Source organism: Sphaerisporangium sp. NPDC005288 (genome assembly GCF_040607475.1).
In the GTDB taxonomy this organism is placed as follows: Bacteria; Actinomycetota; Actinomycetes; order Streptosporangiales; family Streptosporangiaceae; genus Sphaerisporangium; species Sphaerisporangium rhizosphaerae.
The window spans coordinates 18,255-33,309 of record NZ_JBEXGT010000040.1 but is presented as its reverse complement, the minus strand read 5'-3'; the positions used below and the strand labels follow the sequence as shown (position 1 = coordinate 33,309).

Annotated in this window: 13 protein-coding genes; 5 read left to right on the top strand and 8 right to left on the bottom strand. The window is 73.6% G+C overall.

Translation table 11 applies throughout. The features are described 5' to 3' along the window. Positions 1 to 22 precede the first annotated feature (22 nt). Genes ABZU32_RS30860 through ABZU32_RS30845 form a run of 4 tightly spaced genes read left to right on the top strand, consistent with a single transcriptional unit; the run spans position 23 to position 3,754 of the window. A complete protein-coding gene (locus ABZU32_RS30860) occupies positions 23 to 562 on the top strand; it encodes a hypothetical protein (RefSeq protein WP_354927528.1) in 540 nt (179 codons plus the stop codon). Beyond that, positions 559 to 1,848 (top strand): peptidoglycan-binding domain-containing protein, encoded by a 1,290-nt coding sequence (locus ABZU32_RS30855; RefSeq protein ID WP_354927526.1) that lies wholly within the window; start codon positions 559 to 561, stop codon positions 1,846 to 1,848. The genes ABZU32_RS30860 and ABZU32_RS30855 overlap by 4 nt, the downstream gene beginning before the upstream one ends. Then, positions 1,845 to 2,540: an ABC transporter ATP-binding protein gene (locus ABZU32_RS30850; RefSeq protein ID WP_354927524.1), complete on the top strand. Its 696-nt coding sequence runs from the start codon at positions 1,845 to 1,847 to the stop codon at positions 2,538 to 2,540. The genes ABZU32_RS30855 and ABZU32_RS30850 overlap by 4 nt, the downstream gene beginning before the upstream one ends. Beyond that, entirely contained in the window at positions 2,537 to 3,754 is a 1,218-nt protein-coding gene (locus ABZU32_RS30845) for an ABC transporter permease (protein WP_354927522.1), read from the top strand. The genes ABZU32_RS30850 and ABZU32_RS30845 overlap by 4 nt, the downstream gene beginning before the upstream one ends. A 185-nt stretch (positions 3,755 to 3,939) precedes the next feature. Here the strand turns inward: ABZU32_RS30845 and ABZU32_RS30840 are convergent, their stop codons facing one another. The 7 genes from ABZU32_RS30840 to ABZU32_RS30810 form a co-directional block, all read right to left on the bottom strand. Continuing rightward, a complete protein-coding gene (locus tag ABZU32_RS30840) occupies positions 3,940 to 4,317 on the bottom strand; it encodes a hypothetical protein (protein ID WP_354927520.1) in 378 nt (125 codons plus the stop codon). A 118-nt stretch (positions 4,318 to 4,435) separates the two neighbouring features. After that, complete coding sequence (locus tag ABZU32_RS30835) at positions 4,436 to 5,647, bottom strand: sulfotransferase (RefSeq protein ID WP_354927518.1); 1,212 nt, start codon at positions 5,645 to 5,647, stop codon at positions 4,436 to 4,438. A 150-nt stretch (positions 5,648 to 5,797) separates the two neighbouring features. Beyond that, positions 5,798 to 7,321, bottom strand: coding sequence for a polysaccharide biosynthesis C-terminal domain-containing protein (locus ABZU32_RS30830; protein ID WP_354927516.1), 1,524 nt, complete (start codon positions 7,319 to 7,321; stop codon positions 5,798 to 5,800). An 11-nt stretch (positions 7,322 to 7,332) separates the two neighbouring features. Further along, complete coding sequence (locus tag ABZU32_RS30825; protein WP_354927514.1) at positions 7,333 to 8,178, bottom strand: sulfotransferase domain-containing protein; 846 nt, start codon at positions 8,176 to 8,178, stop codon at positions 7,333 to 7,335. 8 nt (positions 8,179 to 8,186) lie between these two features. Then, positions 8,187 to 9,527, bottom strand: a complete 1,341-nt coding sequence (locus ABZU32_RS30820; protein ID WP_354927512.1) for a hypothetical protein — start codon at positions 9,525 to 9,527, stop codon at positions 8,187 to 8,189. Continuing rightward, the gene (locus ABZU32_RS30815; RefSeq protein ID WP_354927510.1) at positions 9,524 to 11,047 is read right to left on the bottom strand and encodes a hypothetical protein; all 1,524 of its coding nucleotides are present in this window, start codon (positions 11,045 to 11,047) and stop codon (positions 9,524 to 9,526) included. The genes ABZU32_RS30820 and ABZU32_RS30815 overlap by 4 nt, the downstream gene beginning before the upstream one ends. After that, a complete protein-coding gene (locus ABZU32_RS30810; protein ID WP_354927508.1) occupies positions 11,044 to 12,303 on the bottom strand; it encodes a hypothetical protein in 1,260 nt (419 codons plus the stop codon). The genes ABZU32_RS30815 and ABZU32_RS30810 overlap by 4 nt, the downstream gene beginning before the upstream one ends. A gap of 438 nt (positions 12,304 to 12,741) precedes the next feature. Here ABZU32_RS30810 and ABZU32_RS30805 point away from each other — a divergent pair, with 438 nt between their 5' ends. Further along, positions 12,742 to 13,746 (top strand): glycosyl hydrolase, encoded by a 1,005-nt coding sequence (locus ABZU32_RS30805; protein WP_354927506.1) that lies wholly within the window; start codon positions 12,742 to 12,744, stop codon positions 13,744 to 13,746. A 25-nt stretch (positions 13,747 to 13,771) separates the two neighbouring features. Here ABZU32_RS30805 and cysC read toward each other — a convergent pair whose 3' ends face one another. Next, entirely contained in the window at positions 13,772 to 15,022 is a 1,251-nt protein-coding gene (gene cysC, locus ABZU32_RS30800) for an adenylyl-sulfate kinase (RefSeq protein WP_354927613.1), read from the bottom strand. Positions 15,023 to 15,055: the final 33 nt, after the last annotated feature.

Genomic DNA, 15,055 nt, shown 5'->3' with positions numbered 1-15,055 from the left:
ACAGGACCAGAGGAGAACACCGATGAGAACGCAACTACTGGCCGGCTGCCTGCTACCGCTCTTGCTGGTGGCGACGGCCGCCTGTACCCGACCGGCCGACGGCGAGCACGTCGCCTCGGCGGGCGGCTCGGCCGCGCCGGCGGCGACGGCGAGCCTCAGCCTCCTGGACCAGGGAATCAGGTGGGCACGGTGCATGCGGGAGCACGGGGTGCCGCAGCCGGATCCGGTGGTCAATCACGGTGACGGCATCCGTTACCAGGGGCTCGCCAAGGACGCGGTGGACGGCAACGTGCTGGAGAAGGCACAGCAGGCGTGCGAGAGCCTCCGCCCCGTCCTGCCGGCCGACGTGCGGCAGTTGAAGCAGGGGCTGTCGCGCGTGCTCGCCCAGTGCATGCGGGAGCAGGGGGTGGCGGGCTTTCCTGATCCGGAGCCCGACGGTCACTTCGAGATCGAACCGTCGGTGGAGAACGACCCGCGGTTCCCCGCGGCGAAGGAGACCTGCGACGCGCGGGAGGACGCGGCGGCCGCGTCGGCGCGGCCGAGCTCGCGGCGGAGCCCGTGAGCGGCGTGGCGCCGGCGAGCGACAGAGAACGGACGGGCGACGCGGTGCCGGCGGGTGACGCGGAACGGGCGGGCGATGTGGCGCGGGTGGACGACCCCGTGCCCGCGAGCGACGGAGAACGGGCGAGCGACGGCGAAGGAACGGATGACGGAGAAGGGACGGGTGACGTCGTGCCGGTGAGCGGCCGCGCCGCCCGACGGAGGCGCGGCGGGACCGTCGCGGTCCTTGGCGCCGTCGTGCTCGCGGCAGGTGCGGCGACCGCGGGCGCGGTCGGATTCGGCGGCGGCGGATTCGGTGGCGGGTTCGGCGGCGGGGGCGGCACGGGTGCGCCGGCCGCGGCGAACCTGCCGCCGGCCACCGCCCAGGTGACCCGGATGACGATGCTGGACACCGACGAGGTGCCAGGTGATCTGGGTTACCGTGCCGAGACCGCTTTGGCCGGCCGGATCGCGGGTGTCGTCACCAAGATGCCTCTGCCCGGCGACGTCATCGCCAGGGGCCGGCGGATCTACCGGGTGGACGACACGCCGGTCGTGCTCATGTACGGCGACGTCGCCGCCTACCGGACGCTCGCTCCAGGCGTCACCGGCGCGGACGTGCGGCAGCTCGAACGCAACCTCAAGACGCTCGGCTATGGCGGGTTCACGGTGGACAAGACCTACACGTGGAGCACCTCGGTCGCGGTGCGGCGATGGCAGAAGGATCTCGGCCTGCCGCGGACCGGCCAGGTCGAGCTGGGGCGGGTGGTGTTCGCCCCGGGCAGGATCCGGATCGACGCCGTCTCGGCAGGGGTGAACCGGTCCACCGGCGGCGGGCAGGAGGTCCTGCGGTACACCGGGACCGGCCGCCAGGTCACCGCCCGGCTGGAGGTGTCCAAGCAGCGGCTGGCCCGCAAGGGGGTCCGCGTACGGCTCCACATGCCCGACGGCCGGAAGGTCGCCGGCCGGGTGGAGCGGGTCCGTACGGTGGTCCTGCGGCCGACCGGCTCCGGAGGGCAGGCGGAGACCTCGATCGAGACGATCATCGGGCTGCGCGATGCCAAGGCGGCCGCGGGGATCGAGGTGGCCGTGGTCAGTGTGGTCTTCACCGCGGCCGAGCGCGAGGACGTGCTCACCGTGCCCGTCGCGGCGCTCGTGGCGTTGGCCGAGGGCGGCTACGGCGTCGAGGTGGTCGAGGGATCCGCCACGCGCTACGTCAAGGTGAAGACCGGCCTGTTCGCGAACGGCCGGGTCGAGATCACCGGCGACGGGCTGCGCGAGGGCACGACCGTGGGGATGCCGCGATGATCGAACTGACCGACGTGACGAAGGTGTACCCCGGCGGTGTGCGGGCGCTCGCCGGCGTCACCCTGACCATCGGCGCCGGCGAGCTGGTCGCGGTGGTCGGCCCGTCCGGCTCGGGTAAGTCGACCATGCTGCACGTGCTGGGCACGCTCGACCGGCCCACTTCCGGCCGGGTGGTGGTCGACGGCCACGACGTGTCGCGGCTGTCCGACCGGCAGTTGTCGGCGCTGCGCGCGACCCGCATCGGCTTCGTGTTCCAGCAGTTCCACCTGGCCTCGGGCGTGCCGGCGCTGGACAACGTGGCCGACGGCCTGCTCTATGCCGGGGTCGCCCTGAGGGAGCGGCGACGGCGGGCCGGGGCGACGCTGGAGCGGGTGGGCCTCGGACACCGGCTCGACCACGAGCCGCATGAATTGTCCGGGGGTGAGAGGCAGCGGGTGGCGATCGCCCGGGCGGTGATCGGCGACCCCGCGCTGCTGCTCGCCGACGAGCCGACCGGCAACCTCGACTCCGCCTCGGGCGAAGGGATCATGGCCGTGCTGCGGGAACTGCACGCCGCCGGCACGACGGTCGTGGTCATCACGCATGACCTGGACATCGCGGCCCGGCTGGACCGGCAGGTGCTGATGCGCGATGGCAGGGTGGTCGGCGACACCGTCACCTTGCCGCACGAGGCGGGAGTGACCACGTCATGACGGGCCGGCAGACCCGCCCCCGGCTTACGCCCGCCCGGCTGTCCCCGCGTGAGGTGGTCCGGGTCGGCGCGACCGGCTTACGCAGCCGGCCGACCCGGGCACTGCTCTCGGCGCTGGGCATCGCGATCGGCATCGCCGCCATGGTGGCGGTGGTGGGCATCTCGTCCTCCTCGCGGGAACAGCTCGAACGGCAGCTCGCCGCGCTCGGCACGAACCTCCTCACGGTCGTCCCCGGACAGACCTTCGACGGTCAGGAGGCGAAGCTTCCCGCCGAGGCCGAGGCCATGATCGCGCGGATCGGACCGGTCACCGCCGTCTCCGCCACCGGGGCGATCCGCGACGCCAAGGTGTACCGCTCGGACAGGATCCCCAAGGTGGAGACCGGCGGGCTGACCGTGTCGGCCGCCCGGGCGAGCCTGCCGGAGACCGTCGGTGCGACGCTGCGCAACGGCGTCTGGCTGAACGGCGGCACCGGCCGGTACCCGGCCGCGGTGCTCGGCGCCGAGGCGGCCGGGCGGCTCGGCATCGGCCGGGCCGGGCCGGAGACGATGATCCTGGTCGGCGGCGAGCGGTTCACCGTGATCGGCGTGCTCGACCAGGTGAAGCTCGCACCCGAGCTCGACACGGCCGTCCTGATCGGCTGGCCGGCCGCCACCGACCTGTTCCGCTTCGACGGGCGGGCGACCACCGTCTACACCCGGTCGCGGGACAGTCAGGTCGAGGCGGTGCGCGCCGTCCTGGCGGCCACCGCCAACCCGCAGGCGGCTGGTGACGTCAGCGTGTCCCGGCCCTCGGACGCCCTGGCCGCGAGCCGGGCGGCCAACGCCACCCTGAACGGACTGCTCCTCGGCCTCGGCGCGGTGGCACTGCTGGTGGGAGGCGTCGGGGTCGCCAACACGATGGTGATCTCGGTGCTGGAGCGCCGGTCCGAGATCGGCCTGCGCCGTTCGCTCGGCGCCACCCGAGGGCAGATCCGGACGCAGTTCCTCGCCGAGTCGCTGCTGCTGTCCGCGCTCGGCGGCATCGGCGGAGTACTCCTGGGCATCGCGGTGACCACCGGCTACGCCGCTTATCAGAGCTGGCCGACCGTCGTGCCGGCGTGGGCGACGACCGGCGCGCTCGCCGCCACCGTGCTCATCGGCGGCGTGGCCGGGCTCTACCCCGCGATCCGCGCGGCCCGGCTGTCCCCGACGGAGGCGTTGGTGATGCTCTGAGTCCGTCCGCGCGGTCCGGTTGTCCCCATCTGAGTCCGCCCGCACGGCCCGCTTGTCCTCGACTGAGGCGTTGGTGATGGTTTGAGTCCGCCGGCGCGGCCCGGTTGTCCCCAGCGGAAGCGCAGGTGATGAGCTGGGCCTGCCCAGGCGGCCTGGCTGTGTCTTCGTCGGAGCGCTGGGACGATCTACGTTTGGACGACTATGGCGAGGGCGTTCGGGGCGGCGCTCCTGGTCGTGTGGCCCTTTCCCGTGGTGTCCTCGATCATGATCACGTCCCCGGTCGTGAACGTACGCGTCTCGCCGTCGCTGACGGTCACCTCGATCGCGCCGCTCATCATCACCATGAGCTGCTCGCGCGGCGCGGGATGCGCCTCGCTCGACCAGTTGTCGGGCAGGGCGAGGAACATCGAGCGCGCCGCCGCCGTGGGCGGCGAGACGAGGATGGCGGGGGCCGGCGGGGCGAACTCGGCCAGGCCGAGCGTCATGCTGTCGTCGGTGAAGTGGGATTCGCCGTCCTCGTCCGCGTGCAGCCGGACGACGGGGACCGAGTGGTTCTCGTTCATGCCACCTATCCTCTGACCAGCATGGATGTGCTGACAATTCCCTCCATGACATTGCCTTGACGCATGGAGGGGGCCGGCCGGGGTCACCGGGCGGCGAGGACGCGCACGCGAGCGGCCGTCATCGCGTGATCGCTTCGATGCGCGAGAGGTCCTGGGCGGTGAGCCCGGCGGGCGGGCGGGCGGCGGCGCTGGCCGAGTCCATGCGGCGGTAGGCGGTACGCGACAGACCCGTCCAGGCGAATCCCCCCGCCCGAGGGGATCCGTCCGCCAGGGTGGATCCGTCCGCCAGGGTGGATTCGCGCGCTTGGGTGGACGCGTCCGCCAGGGTGGATTCGCGCTCCTGAGAGGACGCGTGCCCCTGAGCGGATCCAGCCGTCCGGGTGGACCCGTCCGTCCGGGTGGACCCGTCCGTTCGTGTGGATCCGCTTGCCCGGGTGGAGTCGTCCGTCCGGGGGAACCCGCTTGCCCGGGTGGAGCCGTCCGTTCGGGTGGAGCCGTCCGTTCGGGTATCGCCGTGGCGCGCGGCGGAGGCGCCGTGCGGCGGGCGGGCCGCGCGGGGGCCGGTCGTGCAGGCGCGCTCGACGCGCCGGGCCGCGCGGGGCGTCCAGGGCAGGCCGCACCAGGCGTACAGATCGCGGTAGCCGGCGAGCGGATCGGCGGCCAGGTGCTCGTAGGACACCAGGCGGACGGCGGGGTGGCGGGCGGCCAGTTCCCCGGCGACCTCCCGGGCCACGGCCCACAGTGTGGCGATCGCGGCGACGTGGTCGGGGGAGCCGGCCAGCGGGCGCACCCGTCCGACCACCGGGTGGTCGCGCAGCAGGAGCGGCTGTTCCAGCAGCTCGTGAAGGTGAACGGTCCAGCCGAGCCGCCGCCAGCTCGCCACCAGGGACGCCGGATCGCGCACCAGCAGCACCACCCGGCAGCCGAGGCGCTCGGCGAACCAGCCCGCCGAGAACAGCGCGAACGGGTCGTCCAGCAGCGCGCGGCGGCGGCGTGCCCGGCCGAGCGCGAAGGCCGAGGCGTTCTTCGCCAGACGCGCCAGATCGCCCGGCGAGCGGTTGCGGCGCAGCTCGGCGACGTACTGGTAGCGCAGGGCCACGGTGTCGGCGAAGGCGCGCCGCCACGGCTCCTCGTCGTCCCGGCAGATGTACTGGAACCGGTGCTCCACCGTGGCGTTCAGCACGCCAGGGGAGCGCCCGGGCGGGCGCTGCGGGTTGAGCGGCTCGTTGACGTACACCGCGCCGCCCCCGGCGGTGAGCATCTTGCCCGCCCAGCTCGTGCCGCTTCGCGGCAGCCCGGTGACCAGGATGGGCGCCGCTTCTCGCGTCACACCGCCTGGTCGCGGCGCGCGCTTCATGTGTCTCCTCGGGGGCCGGTGTCGCCTTCTCGGTCGCTCATCTCGCCTTCTCCGAGCATCGCGTCGTCTCCCCGGGGGCCTCGTGTCGCCTTTCCGGGTCTCATGGCGGCTCTCCGGCGGACATCACGTCGCCTCTTCGGCGCGCCAGAGGCGGAGGGAGGGGAGGCTGTGGGCTCCGAAGGGACGCAGCCCGTACAAGCGGGCGATCTTCACCAGGGGCATCAGGTTCTTGGCGAACATCCCGCCGGACCAGCCGAGGGCGGCGCCCAGCGCCCCGTGCGAGGGGACGAGCGCGACGTCGAGCGCGACGGTGACCGCGATCGCGCTCAGGATGTTGGCCGTGCTCGCGGCGGTGTGTCCCGCGGCGATCAGCATGACGTCGGCCATGCCGCACGCCGTCGCCAGCATCATGGTGGCGGCCAGGACCACGGCCACGGTGGCTCCGTCCGGGTAGCCGTCGCCGAAGGCCCGCAGCAGCCAGGGGGCGAGCACGGCGTAACCCAGCCACACCGGCCAGGTCAGCAGGACGAGCCACATCGTGGTCATCTGGTACAGCCTGCGGGCGAGGGGGAGATCACCCTCGGCCATGGCCCGGACGAGCCGGGGCTGGGCCGCCTGGGCGAACCCCTGGTTCACGAGCTGGCCGACCACCTTGAACCGGGTGGCGGCCGTGTACAGCGCCGCCTGCGCGGGCCCGGCCAGCACGGCCACGACGACGACGTCCAGCCGCTGGAACACCGCCTGCGCCGCCCCGCCCAGCGCACGCGGACCGGTGTACCGCCAGAACGCGCGGGCCGCGCGGGGGACGTACGGCCCGGTGGGCATCCGTCGGCGCAACCAGAAGGCGCTCAGCGCGAGCACCGGCAGCGCGGGCGCCGCCCAGGCCGCGGCCAGGAGCCACCCGGTGCCGGACGCGGAGCCGGGCGTCCCCGCGCCCTCAGGCAGGACGCCGGTGGTGCCGGCCAGGGCGACGGCGCCGACCAGGAGGAGCTGCGCGCCGGGCTGGAGCACCCCGCTCAACAGCGCGGTCGGGCGCATGACCCCGAAGCCCCTGGTCGCCGACACCAGGATGTCGGCCAGGACGATCACGGGAAGCGCCAGACCGAGCCCGCGCAGCGCCGCGCCGAGCAGGACGACGGCGAGATCCGCGCCGGGCGAGGGCGCCGCGGTGGTCCCCCACGCGACATGGGCGGGGCTGGTCGTGGTGTGGGTCAGCGCGGTGGCGAGCGCGTCCGCGTAGGCGAAGACGAGGGCCGCGACGGCGAAGGACAGGATGACCACGGGCGGCAGGGCGGCCCGCAGGTATCCGCGGGGCGCGGCGGGCATGGCAGAGGCGGCGGACGTTGATACGCGAAGGGTGGCGCGCCCTGCGGGGGCGGGTTGCTGTGAGGGGGTGGCGGTGCGGGCTGCGGCGATGAAGTAGATCAGGCCGTTGCCGCAGTCGAGGCGCAGGACGCCGGCCGCCATCAGGCACACGGTGGTCGCGGTGAAGAAGCAGCCCGCCGTTCGCGCGTCGAACCCGCGGGTGACGGCCACCACGATCAGGAACTGCGACCCCGCGGCCACCGCCGCTCCCACCAGCCCGGCCGCGCCGCCCTTGACCACCGATCGCGTCGCGCCCGCTCCGCCGGCGGAGACGACAGGCATGGGGTGCGGGGTCAGGGGCGCCATGAGGGGCGCTCGTCGAGCCAGGGTTCGAGGCGGGCGTCCCAGGGGGCGAAGTGCTCCGACAGCCGTCGCCGCAGAGCCGCCGGCATGTCGCACGGGCGGGGGCGGGCGTTGTGCCGCTCGAACACCGGGTCGCCGAGACGGGGCAGCCCGAGGAACTCCAGCACCCGGTCGTACGCGCGCTCGGGTGCGGTGAACAAGGACCCGCTGTCGAGCACCAGGATGCGGTCGCGACCGACCAGCGGCTCCAGCCGCGCGAGCTGTTCGGCGTACTGGCCGCGGGCGACATAGGCGTGGTGCCGGTGGGCGCGGCTGCGCGCGGCCGGGTCGGCGCGCAGCCGTTCCTCCTCGCCGTCCAGGCGGTAGGGCTCCAGCGCGAGCGCCCGCTCGAACGACGCCTCGGTCTCGAACCCGCGCGCCACCTCGTGCGCGTGCGCCGAGTAGGCCCGCTCGACCGGGTCGCGGACCAGGGCGATCAGCTTCACCCCCGGCAGGTCGGTGGCGATGCGCGAGGGGACCATCGGATGGAACAGGTAGTACGGCGAGGATTCGAAGCTGAGCGGGCGGATGCCGAACCTGCGTTCAAGGCGGTGCGCGGTGACCTTCAGCGGGAAGTGCGCGCGATACCAGGAGGAGCCCTTGCCGTAGGCCATGTCGAAGTAGTGCACCCCTTTGCGCAGCACGGGTTTGAGGATCAGGGGGTGCTGTGCCAGGGCGCGGTACAGGGAGGTGGTGCCGCAGCGCTGAGCGCCGGTGATCAGGAAGGACGGCAGGAGCCGCCCGGTCACGGTGAGCCGGCCCGCCGTATGGGACAGGGCGTGCGCGGATCTCTTCACCGTGCGGATCAATGCAGGACCTCCAGATGGTCGAGGGCGGGGTTGAGCCACGCGGCCGGCGGGCCGAGCGGCTGGTGGCCGTCCCCCTCATGGCGGTCGGCCAGGGTGATCAGGTACTGGACGGCCGTCCACCGCGCCGCGCCCGCCGAAGGGCCGTACGGCGCGAGCGTGCGGACGGCGCCCGCCACGCACGCCTCGGCGGCGAGCCGGGGAGGCATCCGGCGCAGTGCCCGCTGGAAGAAGTGGTGCAGCGCGTCGAACCCGAGCGGCACGCCGGTGGTGAAACGCTCCCAGTCCCAGACGGCCAGGCGGCCGTCGGGGGAGAGGGCCATGTTCCACGGCGAGAAGTCGCCGTGCCAGGCGTGGTCGCCCCGCCCGTCCGCCGGGAGGCGCAGGACACGTGCGGCGCCGTCGTTCACCTCGTCGCCGGCGGCGCAAGAGCGCGCGGGGTGGCCGGTGGCGAGGTGACGCCCCGGGTCGGCGGCGAGAGAGCGCACCTGGTCGGTGGAGGCGGAAGGACGCGGGTCGCCGGTGGCGAGGGGGCGCGCCGGGTCGGTGAGGTCGTCCTCGCTGGGGCGCTGGGAGGGGACGAACGGAGAGGGGCGGCCCTCGCCGGGCGTGGCGCGGGGGACGGCGAGCGCGGCGATCTCGTGGACGGCGTCCTCCAGCAGGGCCGCGGGGACGCGCCGCCGCCGCGTGGCCAGCGGGGACAGGGCGAGCACGTCGAGGCCGTTCCAGACGCCGTGGTGCAGCACGGTGGGCGCGGCGACGACCCGCAGTGGCAGCCCGGCCAGCGCTTCGAGCACCGCGCTCTCGTGCCGGACCAGTGACCGGGAGCGCTCGGTGTCCCCGATCTTGACGAACGCGAGCGGCTCCCCGGAGCCGGAACGGATCTCCAGGATGGGCTTGCGGTTGGCCCGCCGGGCCGGCCGGACGTGCACGATGACCTTGACGGGCCGGCCGAACACCTCGCTGAGGTAGGTCTCGATCGTGCCCGGCCCGTGCGGCAGGCGCCGTCGTCCCGGCAGCCAGCGGGAGCGCGGCACGAGCCGCCGGGGCAGGTACCTGCTCGGCAGCACGGCGTACGCGGCCCTGGCGCCGGAAGAGACGGAGTCCGTGCCGGGATCGATGCTGGGGCCGACGGTGGAGTCGACGGTGGAGTCGACGGTGGAGTCCGTGGTGGAGGAAGTGGAGTGGCTGGCCGGAGACGAGCGGTCCGTCTCCGGAGGAACGGAGACCGCGGTGCCGGGATCGGTGGCCGAGGGCTGGGACGGCGTGGGAGCGGGGGTCGGGTAGAGCAGGGTGGTGACCTGGTCGAGATAGCCCAGACGGGCGCGGTAGTCCCTCACCGGAACGCCTCCATTGGTGCGGTGGTCGTCGTACCGGTGGTCCGTGTCGGACGACCGGCCTCATTACCGACTGCCCGCAGACGACCGCGGGTCACACCACCGACGGTCCGCATCGGGTCAGTGACCGCCCTGTTGTCGTTCAAGATCGGTTCGGTGCCCGCCGCGCCGTTCGTCCCGATCGGGGCGGTGAGGGCCCGCGATCCGGCGGGGCCGGGGGGCGCGGCGCCTGGGACGGGGGCGTTGCGCCAGAGGAGGGCGTAGGAGACCAGGTAGAGGATCAGCGCGGTGACCAGGCCGTCGTACACGACCATGTACATCAGCACGAGGATCATGACCAGCGTCCCCGCCTGGCCGATGGGGGTGCGGTCGTGCCGGAACCGGCGGACGGCCCCGGCGAAGAACGCGATGTACAGCGCGGCGCCGGTGTAGCCCTGAGTGATCAGCAGCAGCCACAGCTGCCCGTCGCTGCCGAGCGGGGGGTGGCCGCATTCGGCGCACCAGTCGGTGCGGCCCGTGGTGATCGTCTGGTAGTTGCCGAAGGCGTTGCGGGTGTTGCCGTACCCGATGACCGGCGAGTGGGCGGCGGCCTCCAGCGTGCCGGCGACCGTGAAGGCCCTGATGCGGTTGCTGTGCGGGCTGTCCAGGCGCTGGGCGACGATGGCGCCGAGCGGCCCGGCCCAGAACGCGAGCGCCGCCGCCGCGAGGGCCGCGCCGACCGCGAGCGCCGTGCGCGACCGGGCGCGCACCAGGACGTAGGCGACGGTGACGGCCAGGCCGATCCACAGGCCGCGGTTGAGGGAGTAGACGATGGGCACGGTGGCCAGCGCGACGACGGCCGCGCACAGCAGGCGGCGGACGGTGCCGCCGTAGGTCCACCAGCCGACGACGAACCAGATGAGCAGCACCGAGATGTTGCTCCCCCAGGCGTTGGCCCATTCGAAGGGCGCTTCGGGGCGCGGCGAGGCGTGCCCCAGGACGTGCTGCACCTGCGCGGCCGTCGGGTGGATCAGGTTGCGGACGTAGGAGTTGCCGCCGATCCACTCGGGCAGCGCCATCTCCAGCGGCGAGGTGAACTGGAAGCCGGGGGCGAGCACGCCGAGCAGCCCGCCGGCCACGGTGGTCACGCAGAGCACCCCGAGCATGCGCACCAGCGTGCGCTGCGGCAGCTCGTCGGGGGTGAGGTTCCCCAGGTACAGCACCATGATCATGAGGGACAGGTAGAGGGCGAGCCGCATCGCGTACCCCAAGACGCGGCCGGCGCCGAGGTCGCCGTAGGTGCCGGGCGGCATTTCGCCGAGCATGAGGGCGCTGACCAGGTATCCGGCGATGAGCAGCGCCCACAGGCCCATGCCCTTGGGCACCGCGATCGGCCGCCGCCGCCACAGCACGACGGCCATCGGGACGGCCAGGACCACCAGGGACAGGCCGCCGAAGCCGAGCGCCCACCACAGCGGGTAGCCCACGAGCAGCGCGGCGATCGGCCGGCGTGCCGGGGGCGGCGGCCGCAGAAGCCGTCTCATGAGGCGCGGGAGGCGGGGTTGCCGGGGTGACGGTGGTGGCCGTGCGGCAGGGAGGCTTGGCCGCGGGGCAGCGGAGCGGGCGAGGGCAGCAGGATCACGCCGAGGGGCGCGGTGTCGGTGCGCCTGAGCTGCCGGACGGCCTGGGCGAGCTGCTTGGACCGGGCGGCGCGGCGCTCGACGACCAGCACCGCGGCGTCGGCGCGCGCCGCCTGGTCGGTGCGCACCCAGATCGGGGCCAGGCCTGTGAGCGCCACGCGCAGGTCGTCGGCGATCGGCTCGGGGTCGGTGTCGGGGGAGACACCGCGCACTAACAGCTCGCCGCCGTCGCGCAGGTGGCGGGCCACGGCCATGGCCAGCTCGCGCAGCTCGCGGGCGTTCTCACCCTCGCACAGGACGGGCAGCCCGGTGAGGCGCTCGATGTCGGCGGCCGTCCTGAGACGGGTGTCGAAGCGGTCGCGGACCATGGCGGCGCCGGCCCCGGCGAGCAGGCCGAGGAACAGCCCGCTGCCGAGGTAGAGCGGAGGGCTCGGCTGGGAGGGCGACGCGGGCGGGCGGGCGTCGCTGATGACGGTGCCCGGGGTGATCGCCACGGTCTTGAGGGAGTCGTACTTGACGGTGAGGTTGTAGACCTGCCGGCTCAGGACGTTCTGCCGCTGGCCGGCGATGGTGCGCGCCGCCGAGCCCGGGGCGGTGCGGGGCAGGCCGGCGGCGGTGGCGGCGAGCCGGGAGTCGATCTCGCGCAGCTTGCCGGAGAGCACCTTGAGCTGGGCGTCCAGGGCGCGGGTGGCCGTCGCCTCGCGGTTGGCGAGGTAGGCCTTGGCGAACGCCTGCGCGCCCGCGGCGGCGCTGACCGGGTCGGCGGCGGTGTAGGAGATGGCGAGCACGGCGGAGTTGGGCGGCACGGTGACCGCGACGCGGTCTCTGAGCGGGTCGGGGTCGTTGACCTTGAGGGCGCGCGCGGCCCGGGCCGCGACCACGGCCGAGCGGGCGACCTGCGCCTCGGTGTCGAGGTTGAGCGGTTCGCGCTGGCGGGGCGTGGTCGGGTTGGTCTGGTCCTGCACTCCGGTGGGGGCCACCAGCACCTCGGCGGTGGCCGTGTACGAGGGTGGGGTGGTCGCGAGCACGACGCCGCCGGCGCACACCCCGGCGAGCAGGAAGACGGTGAGGGCGACGCGGCGCCGCACCAGCATCGAGCCGAATTCGGCGAGCTCGCGCCCGGGGGCCGGGCCGGAGACTGAGGACGCCGGGTGGTCCATGGGAACGGCATGCCTCTCGGTGCGGAATTGTTCCTGCGAAATCCGCCCGGTTCGCTGTGATGTGCCGGGCGCCGCGTGGTGAACGGTTCCCGAGGGGCGGATCCAGAGAACTATAGGCACAACGCGGGATGCCGCGACCGCATACCGGAGTTTTTGGTGGACGAGGCATCGTCCCAGCTCAGCGTCATAATCGGATATTTCCGTTATTGGGGTCCGGTATGACGTCCGCCGTGACGTGGAGCCAACGACGGCGCGGACGCCGGACCGCCGGGAAAGCGCGCCGAGTTACCGGCGGCATGGCACCGATTAGTGGGAAGGTGAATAGCGACCTTCGGGGAAGACCGGGGAGAAGGGGGTTTGAGTGCATTGCGAAAAGTGACGGGAATATGGTTTTTCGGCACCGGGCTCGCCGTCGGCTGTGGTCTGATCATTTACGCCGTGGCCTCGGTGAAGCCCCCGCAGCTCGCCGTGGAGGGAGACCGCGTCCCGGGCGCCGGCGTGACCGCCACCGACGACGCCCCCGACTGCGCGGCCACCGCCAAGCTCATTCCGAGCTGCGGAGCGTGGTGGGGGGTGGCCCCGGAGGTCTTCGGCGGACGGTCGCCCGCCCGGTCCATCGCCGCCGCCGAGGAGCGCATGGGGCGAAGGGCCGACATCCTGCACGTCTACCACCGGGGCGGCGACCCGTTCCCCACCCCCGAGGAGCGCCGGCTGGCCAGGAAGCGCATCCTGCTGATCAACTGGAAGCCCTCCGTGCACCACACGTGGGCCGAGATCGCCGCCGGCGCCATCGACGGCCGCATCGACCGCGTGGCCCGGCGCATCAGGCGCACGCTGCCCGAGCGCTTCTTCCTCACCGTCCACCACGAACCCGAGAACGACGTGCGCGCCCGCCCGGGGTCGGGGATGACCGCCGAGGACTACGCCGCCATGTACCGCCATGTCGTGCTACGCCTGCGCGAGCGCGGGGTCAAGAACGCCGTCACGGTCATGACGTACATGGGGGCGCCCAACTGGGCCGCCAAGCCGTGGTTCGAGCGGCTCTACCCCGGAGACGACGTGGTCGACTGGATCGGCCTGGACCCCTACGCCGACCGCCGGGTGAACGACTTCGCCGGCCTGGTGGACAAGACCCGTGACGACCACTCCGGCTGGCCCGGCTTCTACCGCTGGACGCAGATGCGCTTCCCCGGCAAGCCGATCATGGTGGCCGAGTGGGGCGCCTTCGAGCGGCTGGACGAGCCGGCGTTCAAGGTGTCGTTCTTCAATTCGGTGCGCCGCCAGATCAAGGGATATCCGCAGATCAAGGCCCTGGTGTACTTCGACTCGCCGCGCGCGCCGCGCGGCGACACCCGCTTCGACGCGACGGTGGCCGCCCGGCGCGCCTTCACCGAACTGGCCCGCGCGCCGTACTTCAGCTCCACCCCGGTCCCCGACCACTGAGCCGGAGCGCGGGCAGGGCGGAGGCTCAGCGCAGCCAGCCGCCGGCGGTGAGCACGTCGAGCACCCGCTCGACCCCGCGCTCGACCGATATGCCCGTCGTGTCGAGCGTCAGATCGGCGTCCTCCGGCTCCTCGTACGGCGAGGAGATACCGGTGAACTCGGGGATCAGCCCGGCCCTGGCCTTGGCGTACAGGCCCTTGCGGTCGCGGCGCTCGCACTCGTCCAGCGGCGTGGCCACGTGCACCAGCAGGAAGTCGGCGCCGACCCCCTCGACCATGTGGCGCACCTCGTCGCGCGTCGCCGCGAACGGGGCGATGGGCGCGCAGATGGCGAGACCCCCGTGCCGGGCGACCTCGGCGGCGACGAACCCGATGCGGCGGATGTTCAGGTCGCGGTCGTGCCGGGAGAAGGTGAGCCCCGCCGACAGCAGCCGCCGCACGACGTCGCCGTCCAGGTAGGTCACCGTGCGGGTGCCGCGTTCGAGCAGCGCGTCGTGCATGCCGCGCGCGATCGTCGACTTGCCCGACCCGGACAGGCCGGTGAAGAACACCACCAGGCCGCGCCGGTGCGGCGGCCCCGGCAGCGTGACCGGCTCGGGCCCGGCCAGGTGCTCGACCGCCCCGTACGCCGTGGCGACGTGCTCGCGCAGTTCGAGGTCGATCTCGGGCTCACGGGGGGCGAGCGGGACCACGGCGACGGCGGTGCCGGACGGCAGCCGGTCGCGCGCCTTGAGCGCCGCGCGGACGACCGCCGGGCCGCCCTCGCCGAAGGCCAGCGGCAGCAGCAGGATCGCCGCGTCCAGCTCGCGGGCGGTGGCGGTGATCTCGTCCAGGTCGTCCAGCGGCCCCCGCATGGTGACGGCGAGGACAGGACGCTCGCCCAGCTCGGCCCGCACCTGCTCCGGTGAGCGCCGCAGCCGGGCGAAGGGGCCGTGCTCGGGCGCGCCGAGAGAGGTCACCGGGCCGGCGACCAGGCCGTCCGCCGTGCGCTCGGTCACGCTCACGACGGCGACCGCGGCGCCTTCGGGGTCGCGCAGCGTGAGCTCGTCGCCGGCCGAGACGGGGTGGTCGTGCGGCACCAGGAGCGTGACCGGGTCGGGCCACGGCGTGCCGTCGGGAAGGCGGCCGTCCTCGGTGACCGAGGCGGCGTCGGCCGAGCCGAGGAACCCCTTCAGCGGGGCGAACGCGCCCGAGAGCAGCAGCTCGAGGTCGGCCAGTTCGCGCGCGTCGGGCACCCACTCGGGGGCCGTCCCGGAGGGCGGCGTCGTCTGCTCCACGTTTCCCACCGGGACAGGATAGTGCGGGAGTGC

Bases quoted from the DNA above. Each gene is read 5' to 3' on its own strand.
- ABZU32_RS30845 (WP_354927522.1), top strand. From the start codon at position 2,537: ATGACGGGCCGGCAGACCCGCCCCCGGCTTACGCCCGCCCGGCTGTCC.
- ABZU32_RS30850 (WP_354927524.1), top strand. From the start codon at position 1,845: ATGATCGAACTGACCGACGTGACGAAGGTGTACCCCGGCGGTGTGCGG.
- ABZU32_RS30815 (WP_354927510.1), bottom strand. From the start codon at position 11,047: ATGAGACGGCTTCTGCGGCCGCCGCCCCCGGCACGCCGGCCGATCGCC.
- ABZU32_RS30860 (WP_354927528.1), top strand. From the start codon at position 23: ATGAGAACGCAACTACTGGCCGGCTGCCTGCTACCGCTCTTGCTGGTG.
- ABZU32_RS30810 (WP_354927508.1), bottom strand. From the start codon at position 12,303: ATGGACCACCCGGCGTCCTCAGTCTCCGGCCCGGCCCCCGGGCGCGAG.
- ABZU32_RS30840 (WP_354927520.1), bottom strand. From the start codon at position 4,317: ATGAACGAGAACCACTCGGTCCCCGTCGTCCGGCTGCACGCGGACGAG.
- ABZU32_RS30830 (WP_354927516.1), bottom strand. From the start codon at position 7,321: ATGCCTGTCGTCTCCGCCGGCGGAGCGGGCGCGACGCGATCGGTGGTC.